General features: G+C 64.4%; 22 protein-coding genes. All 22 read left to right on the top strand.

Features of this window, described 5'->3' with window-relative positions:
- Positions 1-24 precede the first annotated feature (24 nt).
- On the top strand, positions 25-444 hold the full coding sequence (locus tag ACSSVQ_RS01870) for a hypothetical protein (RefSeq protein WP_454180599.1): 420 nt from the start codon (positions 25-27) through the stop codon (positions 442-444).
- Positions 438-1031 carry a head-tail connector protein gene (locus tag ACSSVQ_RS01875; protein ID WP_454180600.1) on the top strand — a complete coding sequence of 198 codons (594 nt, stop codon included), beginning with the start codon at positions 438-440 and terminating at the stop codon, positions 1029-1031. Before ACSSVQ_RS01870 ends, ACSSVQ_RS01875 begins: the two co-directional genes overlap by 7 nt.
- Positions 1028-1648: a hypothetical protein gene (locus tag ACSSVQ_RS01880; RefSeq protein WP_454180601.1), complete on the top strand. Its 621-nt coding sequence runs from the start codon at positions 1028-1030 to the stop codon at positions 1646-1648. Before ACSSVQ_RS01875 ends, ACSSVQ_RS01880 begins: the two co-directional genes overlap by 4 nt.
- On the top strand, positions 1645-3243 hold the full coding sequence (locus tag ACSSVQ_RS01885) for a phage head spike fiber domain-containing protein (RefSeq protein ID WP_454180602.1): 1599 nt from the start codon (positions 1645-1647) through the stop codon (positions 3241-3243). The genes ACSSVQ_RS01880 and ACSSVQ_RS01885 overlap by 4 nt, the downstream gene beginning before the upstream one ends.
- Before the next feature lie 56 nt (positions 3244-3299).
- Positions 3300-3707, top strand: coding sequence for a hypothetical protein (locus ACSSVQ_RS01890; RefSeq protein WP_454180603.1), 408 nt, complete (start codon positions 3300-3302; stop codon positions 3705-3707).
- Between the two features lie 34 nt (positions 3708-3741).
- Complete coding sequence (locus ACSSVQ_RS01895; RefSeq protein ID WP_454180604.1) at positions 3742-4335, top strand: hypothetical protein; 594 nt, start codon at positions 3742-3744, stop codon at positions 4333-4335.
- Positions 4336-4344: 9 nt separating this feature from the next.
- Positions 4345-4614: a hypothetical protein gene (locus ACSSVQ_RS01900; RefSeq protein WP_454180605.1), complete on the top strand. Its 270-nt coding sequence runs from the start codon at positions 4345-4347 to the stop codon at positions 4612-4614.
- Positions 4611-4961 carry a phage head completion protein gene (locus ACSSVQ_RS01905; RefSeq protein ID WP_454180606.1) on the top strand — a complete coding sequence of 117 codons (351 nt, stop codon included), beginning with the start codon at positions 4611-4613 and terminating at the stop codon, positions 4959-4961. The genes ACSSVQ_RS01900 and ACSSVQ_RS01905 overlap by 4 nt, the downstream gene beginning before the upstream one ends.
- 3 nt (positions 4962-4964) lie before the next feature.
- The gene (locus ACSSVQ_RS01910; protein WP_454180607.1) at positions 4965-5351 is read left to right on the top strand and encodes an HK97-gp10 family putative phage morphogenesis protein; all 387 of its coding nucleotides are present in this window, start codon (positions 4965-4967) and stop codon (positions 5349-5351) included.
- The gene (locus ACSSVQ_RS01915) at positions 5339-5773 is read left to right on the top strand and encodes a DUF3168 domain-containing protein (RefSeq protein WP_454180608.1); all 435 of its coding nucleotides are present in this window, start codon (positions 5339-5341) and stop codon (positions 5771-5773) included. Before ACSSVQ_RS01910 ends, ACSSVQ_RS01915 begins: the two co-directional genes overlap by 13 nt.
- Before the next feature lie 22 nt (positions 5774-5795).
- Positions 5796-6245, top strand: a complete 450-nt coding sequence (locus ACSSVQ_RS01920) for a phage tail tube protein (RefSeq protein ID WP_454180609.1) — start codon at positions 5796-5798, stop codon at positions 6243-6245.
- Positions 6242-6673 (top strand): gene transfer agent family protein, encoded by a 432-nt coding sequence (locus ACSSVQ_RS01925; protein WP_454180610.1) that lies wholly within the window; start codon positions 6242-6244, stop codon positions 6671-6673. The genes ACSSVQ_RS01920 and ACSSVQ_RS01925 overlap by 4 nt, the downstream gene beginning before the upstream one ends.
- Positions 6674-6829: 156 nt before the next feature.
- A complete protein-coding gene (locus tag ACSSVQ_RS01930; RefSeq protein WP_454180611.1) occupies positions 6830-9364 on the top strand; it encodes a tape measure protein in 2535 nt (844 codons plus the stop codon).
- Positions 9361-9711, top strand: a complete 351-nt coding sequence (locus tag ACSSVQ_RS01935) for a hypothetical protein (RefSeq protein ID WP_454180612.1) — start codon at positions 9361-9363, stop codon at positions 9709-9711. Before ACSSVQ_RS01930 ends, ACSSVQ_RS01935 begins: the two co-directional genes overlap by 4 nt.
- Positions 9711-10226 carry a DUF1833 family protein gene (locus ACSSVQ_RS01940; RefSeq protein WP_454180613.1) on the top strand — a complete coding sequence of 172 codons (516 nt, stop codon included), beginning with the start codon at positions 9711-9713 and terminating at the stop codon, positions 10224-10226. Before ACSSVQ_RS01935 ends, ACSSVQ_RS01940 begins: the two co-directional genes overlap by 1 nt.
- Positions 10223-10654: a C40 family peptidase gene (locus ACSSVQ_RS01945; protein ID WP_454180614.1), complete on the top strand. Its 432-nt coding sequence runs from the start codon at positions 10223-10225 to the stop codon at positions 10652-10654. Before ACSSVQ_RS01940 ends, ACSSVQ_RS01945 begins: the two co-directional genes overlap by 4 nt.
- A gap of 4 nt (positions 10655-10658) precedes the next feature.
- Entirely contained in the window at positions 10659-13424 is a 2766-nt protein-coding gene (locus ACSSVQ_RS01950) for a phage tail protein (protein WP_454180615.1), read from the top strand.
- Positions 13425-13441: 17 nt separating this feature from the next.
- The gene (locus ACSSVQ_RS01955) at positions 13442-14575 is read left to right on the top strand and encodes a hypothetical protein (protein ID WP_454180616.1); all 1134 of its coding nucleotides are present in this window, start codon (positions 13442-13444) and stop codon (positions 14573-14575) included.
- 9 nt (positions 14576-14584) lie between these two features.
- Positions 14585-14773: a hypothetical protein gene (locus ACSSVQ_RS01960; RefSeq protein ID WP_454180617.1), complete on the top strand. Its 189-nt coding sequence runs from the start codon at positions 14585-14587 to the stop codon at positions 14771-14773.
- Positions 14774-14800: 27 nt separating this feature from the next.
- Positions 14801-15163, top strand: a complete 363-nt coding sequence (locus ACSSVQ_RS01965) for a hypothetical protein (protein ID WP_454180618.1) — start codon at positions 14801-14803, stop codon at positions 15161-15163.
- A 14-nt stretch (positions 15164-15177) separates the two neighbouring features.
- Positions 15178-15627, top strand: a complete 450-nt coding sequence (locus tag ACSSVQ_RS01970; RefSeq protein WP_454180619.1) for a D-Ala-D-Ala carboxypeptidase family metallohydrolase — start codon at positions 15178-15180, stop codon at positions 15625-15627.
- Complete coding sequence (locus ACSSVQ_RS01975) at positions 15627-16022, top strand: 3TM-type holin (protein WP_454180620.1); 396 nt, start codon at positions 15627-15629, stop codon at positions 16020-16022. Before ACSSVQ_RS01970 ends, ACSSVQ_RS01975 begins: the two co-directional genes overlap by 1 nt.
- Positions 16023-16027 lie beyond the last annotated feature (5 nt).

Here is a 16027-nt window from a genome sequence, read left to right on the forward strand (position 1 = left end):
GCCTGGTGGAAACATCGCGGCGGTGTGCCGGATTTTGCCGGGCTCAAGCTGTCGCAGGATCCAGTCGCCGTGAAGCTCTTTCCGGAAATCGGGCAGGTGACCTGCGTCCGGAAGACCGACGAGATGCTGCTGGATGAGCCGGGCGTTATCGGATGGGGCGGCAATTCCGGGTTTCATGCGATCAATCTCGCAGCGCAGTTCGGCGCGCGGCGCATCGTGCTGGTGGGCTATGACATGACGATGAAGAACGGCCTGCATTGGCACGGCGCCCATCCAAGGGGCCTGAACAATCCGACGAAGGGAAATGTCGACCGTTGGCGCCGCGCCATCGATGGAGGCGCGCCCGTGCTCGAGGCGGCCGGCATCGAAGTCATCAACGCCACGCCCGACAGCGCGTTGCAGGCCTATCCCTTCATGCCGCTGGAAGAGGCTCTTTCATGCTGAGGCTCGTCGCGCCCGCGGAAGCGCCGCCCGTGTCGCTGGACACGATCAAGGCGCATCTGAATATCGTGCATGACGATTTCGATGCGCTTCTGCGGGGTTATCTCGTGGCCGCTGTCGAGCTTGTCGAGGCGCGGACAACACGGATCCTTGCGCCTGCGACTTTCGAGTTCCGCCTTGACGGATGGCCCTGTGAGCCGATCTCGCTGCCGGCGGCGCCGGTGCGCAATGTGTTGACGCTCAGCTACATCGATGAGGAGGGTGCCGAGCAATCGGTGGATGCGGCGGAATGGGATTGGGAGCGGGAGACGACGGGCGCAAAGGTTTGGCTCTCGCATTTATGGACCCGGCCCACTCTCGGCCGCGACCATGGCGCGGTGCGCATCGGCTTCGAGGCCGGGTACGATTTGCCGGATACGCTGGAAAGCGGCGACGATTTCGACCTGCTCCTGCCGGAAAGGGCCGTTCAGGCGATCAAGCTGCTCGTCGGTCACTGGTATCGCAATCGCGAGGCTGGATCGTCCGACACCATCCATGAAATCGACCACGGGGCGGAAGCGCTGATGCGAAGCCTAAGGATCTTCCGTTGAGACGAAAGACGGTGGCATGCGTGCTGCGGGCCGGCGGGGAATATACGCCCGAGCACGTAGCGAGACTGAAAGAGGGTGTTGAAAAGCATTTGCCCGGCGCACGGTTCGTCTGCCTGAGCGACACGGAGGTCCCGTGTGAGCGGATCCCGCTCATTACCGACTGGCCTGGATGGTGGGCCAAGATCGAGCTGATGCGGCCGGATATAGAGGGCGACCTGCTCTATTTCGACCTCGACACGATCATTACCGGTTCGCTGCAACGGATCGCCTCCAGGCGAGGTCTGATCCTGCTGCAGGATTTCTACCGCAAGGACGGGCTGGGCAGCGGGATGATGCATTTGCCGGCATGCGAGCGCGCGCCTCTCTGGCGGTCCTTCGCGGCCGATCCGGGCGGCTTCATGGCGGATCATGCCAGGGGCGGGGACCAGAGCTTTATGGAGGCTTTCTGGCTTCGCCGGGCAAAGCGGTGGCAAAGCGAAGTACCCGGCCAGGTGGTGAGCTACAAAAAGGATGTGCGCAGACGCGGGATCCCGGCGACGGCGCGCGTTGTGTGCTTCCACGGGCAGCCGCGCCCTTGGGCGGTGAACTGGCTTGAAAAGAGACGAGCGTTTGCATGAGCCTTAGGATTACCGACGTATTGAGCCATGCCCGCCTGGACGTGCTGACAGCACAAATCGGAGACTCGGGCATTCTGCGCCTCTATGACGGCACAAGACCTGGCAGCGTTGCGGACCCGATCACCGGCACGCAGCTGGCGGAGCTTGTCCTTGGCGCACCATTCGCCGCGGCTGCCTCCGACCTGCAACTGACCGTCAACGCTATCGTCGGTGATACAAGCGCCGACGATAGCGGCACGGCAACGCATTTCAGGGTCTTCAAGTCGGACGGGGTCACGCCTGTTATGGATGGAGACGTGAGCGCCCTTTGGGGCGGCGGAGATCTCGAGCTTGAAAATGCGGATATCACCGCCGGCCAACCGATCGGCGTGTTTGCCTGGGGCATCGGGGCCGCCAATGGCGGGCGGCCGAGCTGGGTCGATGCAGATGACATCCTGAGGCTGAAATTCGACAAGGCGGAAGGCCCCTGCTTCTGGCGTGATGGCGCCCTGGTGCGCAGCGCGGCGGCCTTGCAGGTTTCATCCAACAGCGAGAAGTACCTGCTGACCGCCGCCGATGAATTTCGGTCCATTCCCGCCAATCGGCCGCCCCAATGGCCGGGCGACGGCCTGTCGATCTTTGCGGGGTATCAGAACACAATTCTGTCGCCCTCCGACTTCACAAGCGGCGACTGGGCGAACACGCATATAACGACGCCAAACGCCATCCTGGCGCCCGACGGTAGCTTGACCGCCGATCTTCTCACGCACGACGGCACTACGAACGGGAATGTTGCGCAGCAGCTCCCTGGTGGTTTCGCGGATGGAGCGGACAACGCCTCGCTGCTTTGCGTGAGGAACAACAATTCCGAGAGATCGCATTTTCAACTTCGCTCGCCCCCAAGCACGATGCTCGATGTGGACATATACTGGGACGCGGCCGAAATCTCGAGCGTTTCCGTCAATCAGGGCAGCCCGACCAACTTCGGATACAGGGAGCTGAAAGAGGGCTGGTATGAGCTGCAGGGCCTGGTGACACTCCCTGCCGGAAATACAGGCAACAAGTTCTATTTCGAAGCCGACGCGGATCGCAGCGGCAAAAGCGTTTATGCCTGGGGGGCGGGCCTCTACGAACTCGATTTTGCGCCTCCGTTCGAGCCTGCGACGCGGGAAAAAACCACGATCACCGACCCCGATTTTGCAGCGCTTGCGGCAAAATACAGTCTTTCGGACGGGTTCAAGATCGATGTGACCTTCACGCTTTCGCGCCTCTCCGACAATGCGCCGCGCTGCCTTTTCGCGCTAGGCGATGGTGCAGACGACAGCATCTGGGCGGAGATCAGCTCCGCGAACACGGTGAAGATGTATCTGCGGAACGGTGCGACCAACGAGCTTGTCATCGAAACCGGCGCTTTCACGACGACCGGCGAAAAGACGGTCACATTGACGGCGAAAAACGAAGCCTGGGCGCTGGCTGCGAGTGGCGTTGCAGGCGCCGGCGATGCCGGGAGCTACACAATCCCGGCTCTCACTACGCTCCGGTTCGGGAGCCGGTTCGGGGACGCCGATTACTGCAATGGCGTCCTGAAAAGCTTCGGCCTGCAGAAAGCGGCCTAACCCGCCGGGTGTCTACGGAAGCCATTCCATCTGTTCACCGAAAATTGGAGATAACCATGGCCCTGAAGTTATCCGTGGCGGCGCGCAATGCCCGCAATGACGCGCTTGTTGCCGCCATCGGCGGCGGCGCGCTGCTCAACTTCTATTCCGGCGCTCGGCCTGCAAGCCTGGCGGACCCGATCACGGGCGACCTTCTCGCAACGCTCACCTGCGGAGATCCGTTCGCGCCGGCCTCCAGCGGCGGCGTTATTACCCCCAATGCCGTGACGGAAGACCCAAGCGCGGATGCAGACGGCGTTTGCACTCACTACCGGCTTTTCAAGGCGGATGGCGTGACCCCGCTCATGGATGGCGACGTGACGGAAGAAGACGGCGGCGGCGACATCGAGATGAAGACGACGACCTTCACCATCGGGAACCTCATTCTAATGAGCAGCTGGACGATCACGGACGGCGGCGCCTGAAGCCGAAAACCAACACATCCCGCAGGGCAGACCGATGGATGCAATCGGACAAGGTTTCGACAGCGAGCTGATCGGCAGCGGATCGGCAGCGGCAGGGGTCTCGGGCGAGGGCGCGAGCGTGGTGCCAAGCGCGGTATCGGTCGGATCGGTCAAGGTCGCGATCGATCTTTCGGGGGAAATGACGATCCCGAATGCGGTCAGCGAGGCGGTTGCCGCGACCCCGGCGGGAAGCGCGGTCATCTCGCTTTCCGGCACATTCCAGCGCGCCGGGACGCCGCCCGCGGAGCTGGGCGACCAGGTGTTGCAGTTCATCCGCGGGGACAGCGCCTGGCTGGTTTTCGACCTCGCAGACCAGGACGGAACCGCGATCGATCTTTCGCGGTGGGAGGGGATGCGCTTCCAGCTTTCCCGGTTCCGCCGTCAACCCGTCGTCTCGAAAAGCCTGCCCGAGGGGATCCATATTGCCAATGAGAAGGGGGGGCGGCTTGTCGTTGAGCTGGCCGCTGCCGACACAAAGGATCTGTCGCCGGGCGACTACTATTTCGAGCTGCAGCTCACCGACAATATCGCGGGCGTGGCAACCGTCGCCCGCGGGCGCCTCGCGCTGCAGCGCGACCGGATCCGCTAGGGAGAGACCATGAGCAACGATCAGGTGGAAGAGACCGATATGCTGGTGCAGTTCCTCGACGATTACGACTTCCGGCCCCCGGAACGGCCGGCGGCCACCGTGGCCTACAAGAAAGGCATGACGATGACGGTGCGCCGCGTCTGCGGTGAACAGGCAATCGCGGCCGGAAAGGCTACAGAGGTGGTGCGAAATTCAGCCAGCGCCCCCACGGTTTCGGTCGATGATGGCGAAGGCACAGTGTCGGAAACGACCGACGGCGAAGGAGTCGAGAACGAATGACCGGCACGCCCGCCGGGAAGAAGACGGCCCGTCTCGCTTTCGACAAGCGAAGCGAAGCGGCGGACGGCTACGGCAACACGAAGGGCGACTGGGAGGAGCAGTTCCGCCGCCTGGGCTGGCTGCATCCGCTCAAGGGAGGAGAAGAGGTCATGCAGGCGCGTCTCGCCGGGAACGGCCGCGCGATCGTGACCATAGACAGGGACACGCAGGCGAAGCTCATCGATCCGACCTGGCGGCTAAGGCATCTCGATCGCGAAACGGTGTGGAACATTCGAGACGTGCTCTGGCCCGACGACAGGCCCACGGAAATCGATCTGCTCTGCGAAAGCGGAATCGCGGCGGGCTGAGCGATGGCATCGAACATATCGGTGGCGCGTCAGCGCAGCCGCATCAAGCGGAAGATCAAAGCGCTACAGAAGGCGCCCGAAGCGGCCTATGTGCGTGGCCAGCTAATGGGGTCCGGCCGGGAACTCGCTGCGATGCAGCGGCGCCATGTGCCGCGAGACAGCGGCGACGCTTATGACTCGATCCAGGTGAAGCCGGTAAACGGCAAGATCGCCGTTCGCGTGACGGCGGGCGGGCGAAAAACCTTCTATGTCCGCTTCATCGAGTTCGGCACCCGAAATGCCAGCGCCCACCCCTTCTTTTTCAGCAGCTGGCGCTTGATGCGGAAGCGAATTGCAAAGCGCATCCGAAATTCGATCAAGGTGGCTGCGAGGCGAGCATGGCGGAAATAGACAGTCCGGCGCTGGCGCTGCAGGCGGCCGTCATCGCCGCGGCGGGCGACTCGGCGGATGTAACGGCGCTGATCGGGGATCCGGCGCGGATCTACGACCGTGTGCCGGCGGATGCCGCGTTCCCTTATGTGAGCTTCGGCGCGCATCAGGAAATCGACGATAGTTTCGAATGCCATGAGGGCACGGAGATCTGGTTCGAGATGGATATCTGGGACCAGGAAGCGCACGGCAATGTTCGGATCGGCCGGATCCTGCAGGCCATGAAAGGCCTTGTCACCGAAGCGGCCCTCACGGTTAACGGTCACAAGCTTGGCGTTCTGAAATTCCGGGATGCGATTTACCTGCGCGATCCGGACGGCATTTCGCGGCGCGTCAGAGCCACATGGCGCGTGCTGACCGAAGAGAGTGGCGACGCCGCCTGACGCGGCAATCCAGGAGAGAAAAATGGCTACCGGAACAAGTGTGAACGGCAACAAGCTGTTGCTCCAGATCGGCGACGGGGCGAGCCCGGAAACCTTCTCGCAGCCCTGCGCGGTGAACAGCAAGGAAATCGACTTCTCGGCCGAAATGAGCGAGGCGGACGATCCCGATTGCGACGATCCGACCCTGCCGATGTGGAAGGCCCGCATCGTCAAATCCCTGTCGCTCGGCATGACCTGCTCGGGCCTGCTCAAGACGGAAGCGCTGGAAACCTGGCGCGGCTTCTTCATGGGCGGCGTTTCGAAGAACTGCCGCGCGGCGCTGGATCTGCCGCTGGCGAGCAATGGCGGCTATTTTGCCGGCACCATGGTCTGTTCCGGCTTCAAGATCACGGGCGAGGATGGCGACTTCACCACCTTCGAAGCGACGCTCGCCAGCGACGGGCCGGTGACCTGGACGGACGCCGCCGCATGAGCCGGGACGCCAGCATCTCCCTGATCTGGGGCGACAACGAATATCTGTTCCGTCTGCGGATCAAGGAGCTGCGCGAGCTGCAGGAAAAATGCGATGCAGGACCTTTTGAGATCCTGCAGCGCCTCCGCAGCGGTTTCTGGCGGATCGACGACATCCGCGAGACCCTGCGACTGGGTCTGATCGGCGGCGGATTGCAGGCAGAAAAAGCGCTGAAGCTCGTCATCCAGTATGTCGACGACTTCGCCGAGCGGCCGCTGCCGGAGAATGTGCCCCATGCCATGGCGGTGCTGGGCGCCGCGCTCTACGGGCCCGCCGACGAGGAAATGCCCGGGGGAAAAACGGAGACGGCGGGGGCCGAGAAGGAAGCGCACGGGACGGACGCTTCGCCTTCGCCGTCTTCTACGGCGCCGGCGCCGTCTTCGGACTGAGCGCGCGGCAGGTCGACGAGCTGAGCCTCTGGGAACTCGCGGTCCAGGTCGACGGCTGGAACCGCGCCCAGGGCGGCGACGAAAAAATCGAGCCGCCGACACCCGAAGAATATGAAGACATGGTGAGCCGCCTTCTCTGAGCGGCCGGACAAGCGCATGGCAACAGACGAAGAAACATTCGCCATCCAGCTCGAGGCCCGTATTCGGGAGTGGGAGCGCCAGCTTGCCCGTGCCGCCGGCACATGGGACAAGAAGGCTCGCCAGATCGAGCGCCGCCAGAAAGCCATGGAGCGGCGTTTCCAGCGCGGCTTCCAGAATATCGGCCGCAATCTCGTTCCCGCGCTGTCGGGCGTGGCGGCGGCGCTTTCCACCCGTGAAATCATCCGATATGGCGACGCCTGGACGACGGCCGGCAACAAGATCTCGGCAGCCGGCACGCCGCTGGAGGAACGCGCCACACGGCTGAAGCAGCTTGCCGATCTTGCCGTCGACACAAGGGGCGCTTTCGACGAAACGACGACCACCTTCGCCCGACTCGAGCGATCGACGCAGTCGCTCGGCAAGTCGGAAGAAGAGCTTCTGAAAATCACCGGCACGATCAATAAGGCCTTCGTGGTGGGCGGCGCGGCCGCCAGCGAACAGGCCGCCGGCATTCTGCAGCTTACCCAGGCGATCGCTTCCGGCTATCTGCAGGGCGACGAGCTGAGATCGGTGCGGGAAAACGCGCCCGTCATCGCGCAGGAAATCGCGAATGTGATGGGAACGACGCTTGGCGGGCTCAAGCAACTGGGCGCGGAAGGAAAGATCACAACCGAAAAGATCGTCCAGGCGCTGGAGCAGCTGGGACCGAAAGTGGAGGCGCAGTTCGCCAGGACGCAGGTGACGGTCGGGCAAGCGCTGCAGAACCTCGAAACCCGCTTCACCCAGTTCGTCGGCGGTCTGTCGGAGAACGGGAGCCTGGGCGTGCTGGCCGGCGGCATCGACATGCTGGCGGACCATCTGGACGATCTTGCGAAAGCGGCGGGCATCGCCGCGGCCGCGCTGGCGCCCGCCGGCATCGCCGCGGCGGCGCGCCTGGCGACGACGGCCGTCGGCGTGTTGACGGCGGCGGTGGCGGCCAACCCCCTCGGCGCCCTGGTGGTGGTGTCCTCGGCGGCGGCGGCCGCGCTCGTCCTCTACGGCAACGAGATCTACGGCCTGCGCGATGCGAGCAACGCCTATCTGGCGGTCGCGAAGAAGGTCAAGGACATCGACGAACAGCTGAAAAACGCGACCGGGAAGCGCGTCGATGCGCTGCTCGACGAGCGCGAAGCCCTGCTCGACAACGCCAAAGCCGAGCTTGCCTATCTGAAGGCCAAGCTGGCATCCCAACGCGCGCTGTCGCATTCGACCGGCCGGGCCGGCATGGCGGCGCGCGGGCATCTCGCCTATGGCCGGGGCGAGGAAATGGCAGCCGAGATCGCGCTGCTGGAAGCGCATCTGGCGGATATGGAAGCGGGCACCGGCGGCCGGCGGCGCCCCAGGGCGCGAACCGATCGCGGCGCCGCGCCGAAAACGGAGCCGTCGACGACCCAGAAGTCCAAGCCGTACGACACCGCTGTCGCCAACATCAAGAAGCAGACCGCCGCGCTGATCGCCCAGACGGAAGCGCAGGACCGCAGCACCTATGCGCAGGAGGCGGCGGCGAAGGCTTCCAACCTCCTCGATGCCGCCCGGCGGCAGGGCTTGAAAGTTACGCCGGCGCTTATCAAGGAAGTCAACGGCCTGGCGGCGGCCTATGCCCAGGCGAAGGCCGAACAGGGAGTGGAAGACGCGCTGGCGGGCACTGAAGACAAGATCCGCGCGCTGCAGCTCGAGACCCAGGCGATGGGGAAAACCCAGGCGGCCGCCGATACGCTTCGGTTCCGGGAAGAACTTCTGAACGAAGTCCGCAAAGCCGGAATCCCGCTTACAGAGGAACTGGCAAACCGGATCCGCAGTTCGGTCGATGCCTACGGCGCCGCCGCGGAGGCAGCCGAGGACGAAGCGCGGGTCATCCAGAAACAAATCCAGCTCGCGGATGAGGCGCGGGACAGCGTGACGCGCATCGGCGTCGCCGGCGTTCGAGGCTTCAACAATCTGGGCGACGCGGCATCGCAAGCCGCGCTGCGGTTCGCCGAGATGGTGGTGCAGCTGCGGGTGATGGAACCGCTCGTCCGGTCGCTATTCGGCGCCCAGGGGACCGGGTTGGGCGGCCTGGTGGGGAGCCTGTTCGGCGGCGGCGGCGGCGCTGGCGCGGCCGCATCGACCGCCGGCTATACGTTCGGGCCGATGGCCTTCGCGGATGGCGGCGTGATGACCCCTTCCGGTCCGATGCAGCTTCCGCGCTATGCGAGCGGCGGCGTCTCCCGCGGGCCGGCCATTTTCGGCGAAGCGGGTCCTGAAGCCGCGGTGCCGCTGCCCGACGGTCGGCGTATCCCGGTGCAGATGCTTAACGCGGCGGCCATGAGCCGACCGGCGGCTGGGACGCAGGTGAACATCATCAACAATGCGCCGAACACGCAGATCCGGGAAGAGCGCGGCAAAGGGCCCAACGGGCAGGATCTGGTGAATGTCGTGATCGATGCGACGCGCCGCAACTATGCCCAGGGCGGCTTCGACAAGGCCAATCAGGGCCGCTTCGGCGCGTTGCCGACAAAGGTGTTGAGATGAGCTTTCCGGCCGATTTCGACTGTCTGTCGATCGTCAACAACTGGTCGGGCAAACCGCAGGACAATGCGGTGCGCTTCGAGCCCGAGATCGGTCCCTCGATCGACAGGCGGCGCGGGACCGCCGCCGGCGAAGAGGGGACCGTCACCTATGGCATGACGCGGGCGCAGCTCGTCGCCTTCAAGAGCTGGTTCACGGACAGCGTGAAAAGCGGCACGCTGAGCTGGACCATGACGCATCCGGAAGACGGTCTCGAAAAGAGCTTCAAGTTCACCAAGGACCTCTACCGGACGCAGAAAATAACCGGCGACTGGTACCAGGTGACGCTCTCTCTCAGGGTGTTGCCCTGATGGCGCGGGACATCTCGGAAGGGCTGCGGCACGAACTCGAGCAGCCGGAAACCGACGAAGCGATCCTGGTCTTCCTCGAGCTGTCGCACAAGGATCTGGAAGCGCCGCTGAGGGTGGTGGCGGATGCCGTCGATTATATCTGGAACGGCGAAACCTATCAGGGGTTCCAGTTCGATCTGCAGCTCGTCAGCGACAAGGAAAGCCCGCCCCGGGGCAAGCTGACGCTGCAGAATGTCGACGAGCGCATCGGCCATACCGTGCTGGCGCTGAACGGCCCGATGAGGGTGCGCGTCGACCTGATCGCCGCCTCGGCTTTCGATCAGACGACGGATCCGCGCGTTCCGCTTGAGAGCGGCGATCCGGCGCCGGACTATACGGCGGACAAGCTCTTCCTGACCGATGTGACGGGCGACGTTTTCGAGCTGTCTGGCACCTTGAAGGGCTGGGACTACATTCAGGAGATCTGGCCCGGCACCCGCGCGACCCAGAACCGGCTACCGGGGCTGTTCAGATGAGAGGGACGCACTGGGCCGCCAAGTATATGACGCTGCGTTTTCGCGACGGCGGCCGGGACTGGAAAGGCGTCGATTGCTGGGGGCTCGTCAGGCTGATCTATCGGGAAGAGCTGGGGATTGAGCTGCCGGACTATGGCGACGTTTCGGCGCGCGACCTCGGGGCCGTCGCGCGGCACGTCACCCGGGACTCGCTTCTTCCGCCCTGGAACAGGGTCGAGGATCCGGCCGCCTTCGACGGCGTTTCGTTTCGGGGCGCGGCCATTCGCGCCGTCGACAGGCAAGCGGGGATGCATGTCGGCCTGATGATCGGCAGTCGCCGGCTCATCCACATCGATGAAGGCGCCGGGGTTCAGGTGGCGCCGATCGATCATCCATCCTTCCGTCACCGCATTCTGCATTTCGTTCGCCATGACGCCTTGCTCGCCTGACATCATGACAAGGGATCCTGCCGGCCTGCTACCGGTCGCCTATGCGCGCCCGTTCGGCGGGAGCGGGGTCTATCGCGACCTGCGCCAGCCCGGACAGACCGTTCGGGAGATCGTGGAAAGCGTGCCCGACCTGCCGCCGCAGTTTCTTTCGCAGGGCGTAGTCATGGTGAACGGGGAACCGGTTCCGCGCGCCATGTGGGCCCATGTGCGGCCAAAGCCGACAAGCGCAGCTTGCCCGATTTCGGTCACGCTGCATATGGCGCCCCGCGGCGGCGGGGGTGGTGGAAGCAAGTTCAAACAGATCTTCGCACTTGTGGCCGCCATCGCGCTTGCGATCGTCACGAACGGCATCGCGTCCGGATGGCTCGCGACATCCGGCGGCCTGTTCGCGGCCGGCAGCACCAGCGCGGCCGTGCTCGCGGGCGCCGTGGGAATCGCCGGCGCGCTGGCTATCGCTGCCTTGACCGCGCCGCCCAGCCTTGGCGGCGGTATTCCGCAGGCGGACGGCCAAGCCAGCGGCACAAGGCAGGATGCGGCGATCGGCGGCAATCTCATGGAAGCAGGCGCTTCCGTCCCGCGCGTGATCGGAACGCATCTTGTTTATCCGCCTTTCGCCTGCGAACCGCTGGTCGAGGTCGTCGGCGAAGATGAGTATGTCGAGGCCGTCTTTTGCCTGGCGGGACCTCATGATCTAGCCGACATCAGAATCGACGGCGCGCCGATCGCCGATGCCGACAATGTGGAGTACGAAACGCGAGAAGGGTGGCAGTCGGATGCCCCTCTGACCCTGGTGACGCGCCAGGGCCGCACGCTGACGCCCAATATTGAGCTTTCGAATATAAGGGTCGATGCCGGCGACTCGGATGGCGACAAACTGGCTCATCAAAATACGCCGGCCAGCGACCTGCCCAGCTGGCACACGGTGGTAAGCCGGGACACGCCGGACGAGATCAATGTCCATCTGTCCTTTCTCGAAGGTCTCTACGACACCTCCGATCCGACATCGATCGTGTTTGTGCCGCTCAGGTTCCGGTTCCGCCTGAAGGGGGAAACGAGCTGGGTGAACGGGCCGGAATTTCATGTGGCCGGCAAGAAACCTGGACGGTATATCGCCTCCCTGAAGTTCCGCTGGACGGCGGAACCTTCGCCGGCAGCTGTTCCGCCGAAGGATCGCGGCGTCGTCAGGGCCTACAAGAACGTCCCGGCGCAAACGATCACGCCGGCCTTTCCCGGCTGGACGGCGGACGACTGGTTCGATGCGGGCAGCGGAGACGACTGGCTCAACCAGGCCAATGTCGGTTCGAGCGGCGTGCAGAATTTCGAAATCGCCGCGGACGGCGCAACCGTCTATCTGGATGAGGCGAGCTTCCCCAAGGGGCGCTACGAGATCCAGCTTCTTGCCGGCGCCGCCGTCAACGACACGAATTTCGCCGTCTCTTCCTATCAGACGAACGGAAACGTCCGCTCACCTTTCGGCTATTGGCTGGACGGCGCCACATATCGGCCCGCCGACGAACAGGACAAGGGCCGCCGGGTGACGGTGCAGCGCGTTATCAGCATCTGGAACGAGCATCCCATCGCCACACGCGGCCTCGCCCTTATCGCCCTACGGGTGAAAAACCAGAGCATCAACAAGCTGAGTGCGCTGGCAAGCGGCTATGTGAGGGATTGGGACGGCAGCGGCTGGAACGACTGGACGACGACGAGCAACCCGGCGCCGCATTATGTCGACATTCTATGGGGACGGGAGAACCTGGACCCTTTGCCAGTGGATCTGCGCGACCAGGCCGCGTTCGTCGACTGGCGGGCCTGGTGCGCCGCCCAGGGATACAAATGCGACCTGATCGCGCAAGGCGAGCGGATACAGACAACGCTTTTGCCGACGCTGGCCTCTTGCGGCTTCGCCGCCCCGATCCAGTCGGAAACCTGGGGCGTGGCGCTTGACGACGACAAGACCGGGGACACGCCCGTTCAGATCTTTTCGGCGCGCAACGCGACCGACTTCAGCTGGACACGCGCCTTCGCGCGGCTGCCAGACGGCTTTCGCGTCACCATCCGAGACAAGGAAGCCGATTACGAGGACACCGAGTTCATCGTCTATGCGGAGGGCTATACCGGCGGCCCCGGCGGGCGCCTGGAGCAGATCCGCTATGACGGGATCGTCGAGGAGGATCTGGCCCGTCTTCGCGGCGCTTTCGATCTTGCGCAGGCCGAGGCCCGCGCTGCCTTCTACAATCTGAGGGCGCCGGCGGAATATCTCGTCTGCCGCAAGGGCGATCTCGTCGGCGTGCAGCACGACACGCTATCGCGGCGGTCGGGCGCGGCGCGCATCCAATCGGTCGTTCTGGACAGCGACGACAAGATTTCCGGGCTGGTGCTCGACAGCGAAATCCGGATCGTCAACGAAGCCGGCCTGCATGACGTGACCGACATGCATGCTGTCGCGGATATGCATGTTCTGGGTATCCAGACGGCTATTTCCATCCGCCGCAGCGACGGCAGCAATACCACGCATGCACTCAGCAATGCGACGGGAGAAAGCGACACCGTGACGCTGGAAACGCCCGTGACCGACGAAGCGGTATCGATTTCCCAGCCCGGCGGCAGCGTGGACTATCCGCTGATCGACAAGGGCAATCTGGTGGTCGCGGGATCCCTGTCGAGCACCTTCAAACGCTTCCTGGTGATGGATATCGAGCCCGGTGCCGATCTGGTCGCCAAGCTGACGCTGGTGGACGAGGCGCCCGGCCTGCCGCGAGATTTGGCGTAACAAGGAACCCTTCAAGAATGGCTCTCGATCGCAAGATACCGAACAGCACGACGCCCGGCACCATCGAGGGCGACGTCTTCATGGACGAGACGCAGGAAGAGCTGACCGGCCTGTGGGATCGGTCCGTCATTACCCTGTCCAATGTCGCCGGCACCGCGAACGATGTGACGGCCGACATCGTGCCGGCGCTGACCGACGGGCTGAAAGACGGGATGAATTTCATTATCACAGCGGCCGCCGACAATGACGATGCGATGACGCTGAAGATCGGGGGCGAAGCCGAAGTCGACTGGCTCGATTCCGGCGGGAACGGGCTCGTTGGCGGGGAAGTCAAGAGCGGGTCCATGTATATGCTCACCTATATCGCAGCCAGCAGCGCGGTGCGGATGCTGGGGCAACAGCAGGTGGCGAATTTTCAGGCGGACTACCAGGCTTTCACCTCTTCCGGCACATGGACCAAGCCGGCAGGCCTCTCCGAAAACGCCCTAGTGCAAGTCGAGATATGGGGCGGCGGCGGCGGCGGCGCGGGTGGCGGCAGCGGCGGCGGCGGCGGCGGTGGTGGATATAATCGCGCCGTCTTCCGAGCATCGGCGATCGCAGACAGCGTTTCGGTGACGATCGGTGCTGGCGGTGCAACGGGGACTGCTGGCGGCACGACGAGTTTCGGGGCGTATCTGAATGCCTATGGCGGCGGCGGCGGGGAAAATTCCACATCGGGCGGCGGCGGCGGCGGCGGCGGCCAGATGAGCGCAGGGACCAATGGAACAAGCGGCGAAGGCGGCGTCGGCGGGGGTCCGCTGCTGGCTCTGGGCGGGGCGGCTGGCGTTTCGATAAATGACGGCGGCAGGGGTGAAGGAGCATTCAGCGGCGGCGGCGGCGGGGGCGGTGCTGCGTCGGCGACGGCCGGCGCCGGCGGCGGCGGCGTGCATGGCGGCGGCGGGGGCGGCGGCAGCGCCAACACCGGGACAGATGCCGCGGGCGGTCAAAGCCTATATGGCGGCGGCGGCGGCGGCGGCAGTGCGGCGGCCGGCGGAACCTCGCAACACGGCGGGAATGGCGGGACGGCTTCCGCAGGCATCGCCCCCGCGGGCGGCGGCGCGGCGAGCTATGTCGGCGCGCGAGGCGAATGCCATGTCCATGTGATCGGATAGGAGGAGACCATGGGACGCTATGCGATTGTCCGGACAGAGACGAACGAGGTCGTGAACGTGGCCGAATGGGACGGCGAGAGCGACTGGGATCCCGGCGACGGGTTCGCGGCGATAGCCAGCGAAGATGCCGCCACCGGATGGACCTACGATCCGGAGACGGAGCAATTCTCCGCGCCCGCTCCCGAGTCGGGGACGTAGAAAAGAATACTGATAGCGGGGGCCGATGTGGACGAAAGATGGATCATCAATGCCCTGTGGGGACTGCTGGTCGCTGTCGGGCTTGGCTTCGCGGGCTGGATCATGAAATCGATCAACGATCTCTGGCGGGCCATCCACCACCAGGATGAGGCGCTGGAAACGCGTCTCGCGGCGGCGACGCAGGCCACCAATGGCGCAATAGACGCCCTGCACAGGAAAACGAATGCCATCCGGCAGGAAATCGCCTCCGCCCAGCTCGACGGCGAACGGCACCATGCCAGCAAGGAAGATCTGGCAAAGGCCGAGCGGGTGCTCGGCGACCGGATCAAGGATCTGACCGTCGCCATTGCCGATCTGCGGAACGACCTCAATCGGCGCGAACAGCGCTAGGAAGCGAGAAACCCATGAAACTTTCCCCGCACTTCACCCTCGCCGAGGCGATGCGCAGCCAGTATGCGGCGCGCCACGGCATAGACAACACGCCGCCCGACGAGGTGCTGCCCGCGCTGCGGCATGTCGCGGCGCATGTGCTGGAACCCGTCCGTGCCCATTACGGCATCCCGTTTTCGCCGAATAGCTGGTACCGCTGCCCGCTTCTCAATGCTGGCATCGGCGGGGCGACGCATTCGCGGCATGTACTGGGCGAGGCCGTCGATATTGAGCTGCCGGGCGTCTCGAATTTCGACCTGGCGCATTGGTGCGCGGCGAACCTCGATTTCGACCAGGTCATTCTCGAATGCTGGGACGGCTACACGCCGACCAGCGGCTGGGTGCATGTCGGCGCGAAAGCCGAGGGCAACCGGCATGAAATTCTCACCTACAGCCATGGCCGCTACACGAAAGGACTGCCGTGATGGGGATTCTCGATAGCATTATCGGCGGCTCGGCCGCCCAGCCGATCGAGGCGATCGGCAATGTGTTCGACAAGCTGTTCACCTCGGACGAGGAGAAGGCGCAGGCCGAGGCCGTGCTGAAGAAGATGGCGATGCAGCCGCAGATCCTGCAGGCCGAGATCAACAAGATCGAGGCGCAGCATCGCAGCATCTTCGTCGCAGGCTGGCGGCCGGCCATCGGCTGGGTCTGCGCCGTGAGCCTGGCCTATCCCTTCATCATCAATCCCACCATTCAGTGGTGGACAGGCGCGCCGGGGCCGGACATGCCGACAGAGGCGCTGATGAGCGTGATCGCTTCTCTGCTCGGCCTCGGCGGCATGCGGAGCTGGGAGAAGATCAAGGGCAAGGCGAAGTGAAGCGC

The sequence above is a fragment of the Parvibaculum sp. MBR-TMA-1.3b-4.2 genome (genome assembly GCF_053628815.1).

What these genes read in the sequence shown, in the direction of transcription:
- ACSSVQ_RS01875 (WP_454180600.1), top strand. Translation starts at nt 438, where the DNA reads ATGCTGAGGCTCGTCGCGCCCGCGGAAGCGCCGCCCGTGTCGCTGGAC.
- ACSSVQ_RS01955 (WP_454180616.1), top strand. Translation starts at nt 13,442, where the DNA reads ATGGCTCTCGATCGCAAGATACCGAACAGCACGACGCCCGGCACCATC.
- ACSSVQ_RS01900 (WP_454180605.1), top strand. Translation starts at nt 4,345, where the DNA reads ATGAGCAACGATCAGGTGGAAGAGACCGATATGCTGGTGCAGTTCCTC.
- ACSSVQ_RS01890 (WP_454180603.1), top strand. Translation starts at nt 3,300, where the DNA reads ATGGCCCTGAAGTTATCCGTGGCGGCGCGCAATGCCCGCAATGACGCG.
- ACSSVQ_RS01895 (WP_454180604.1), top strand. Translation starts at nt 3,742, where the DNA reads ATGGATGCAATCGGACAAGGTTTCGACAGCGAGCTGATCGGCAGCGGA.
- ACSSVQ_RS01970 (WP_454180619.1), top strand. Translation starts at nt 15,178, where the DNA reads ATGAAACTTTCCCCGCACTTCACCCTCGCCGAGGCGATGCGCAGCCAG.
- ACSSVQ_RS01920 (WP_454180609.1), top strand. Translation starts at nt 5,796, where the DNA reads ATGGCTACCGGAACAAGTGTGAACGGCAACAAGCTGTTGCTCCAGATC.
- ACSSVQ_RS01905 (WP_454180606.1), top strand. Translation starts at nt 4,611, where the DNA reads ATGACCGGCACGCCCGCCGGGAAGAAGACGGCCCGTCTCGCTTTCGAC.
- ACSSVQ_RS01910 (WP_454180607.1), top strand. Translation starts at nt 4,965, where the DNA reads ATGGCATCGAACATATCGGTGGCGCGTCAGCGCAGCCGCATCAAGCGG.
- ACSSVQ_RS01945 (WP_454180614.1), top strand. Translation starts at nt 10,223, where the DNA reads ATGAGAGGGACGCACTGGGCCGCCAAGTATATGACGCTGCGTTTTCGC.
- ACSSVQ_RS01960 (WP_454180617.1), top strand. Translation starts at nt 14,585, where the DNA reads ATGGGACGCTATGCGATTGTCCGGACAGAGACGAACGAGGTCGTGAAC.
- ACSSVQ_RS01915 (WP_454180608.1), top strand. Translation starts at nt 5,339, where the DNA reads ATGGCGGAAATAGACAGTCCGGCGCTGGCGCTGCAGGCGGCCGTCATC.
- ACSSVQ_RS01940 (WP_454180613.1), top strand. Translation starts at nt 9,711, where the DNA reads ATGGCGCGGGACATCTCGGAAGGGCTGCGGCACGAACTCGAGCAGCCG.
- ACSSVQ_RS01930 (WP_454180611.1), top strand. Translation starts at nt 6,830, where the DNA reads ATGGCAACAGACGAAGAAACATTCGCCATCCAGCTCGAGGCCCGTATT.
- ACSSVQ_RS01935 (WP_454180612.1), top strand. Translation starts at nt 9,361, where the DNA reads ATGAGCTTTCCGGCCGATTTCGACTGTCTGTCGATCGTCAACAACTGG.
- ACSSVQ_RS01885 (WP_454180602.1), top strand. Translation starts at nt 1,645, where the DNA reads ATGAGCCTTAGGATTACCGACGTATTGAGCCATGCCCGCCTGGACGTG.
- ACSSVQ_RS01975 (WP_454180620.1), top strand. Translation starts at nt 15,627, where the DNA reads ATGGGGATTCTCGATAGCATTATCGGCGGCTCGGCCGCCCAGCCGATC.
- ACSSVQ_RS01925 (WP_454180610.1), top strand. Translation starts at nt 6,242, where the DNA reads ATGAGCCGGGACGCCAGCATCTCCCTGATCTGGGGCGACAACGAATAT.
- ACSSVQ_RS01950 (WP_454180615.1), top strand. Translation starts at nt 10,659, where the DNA reads ATGACAAGGGATCCTGCCGGCCTGCTACCGGTCGCCTATGCGCGCCCG.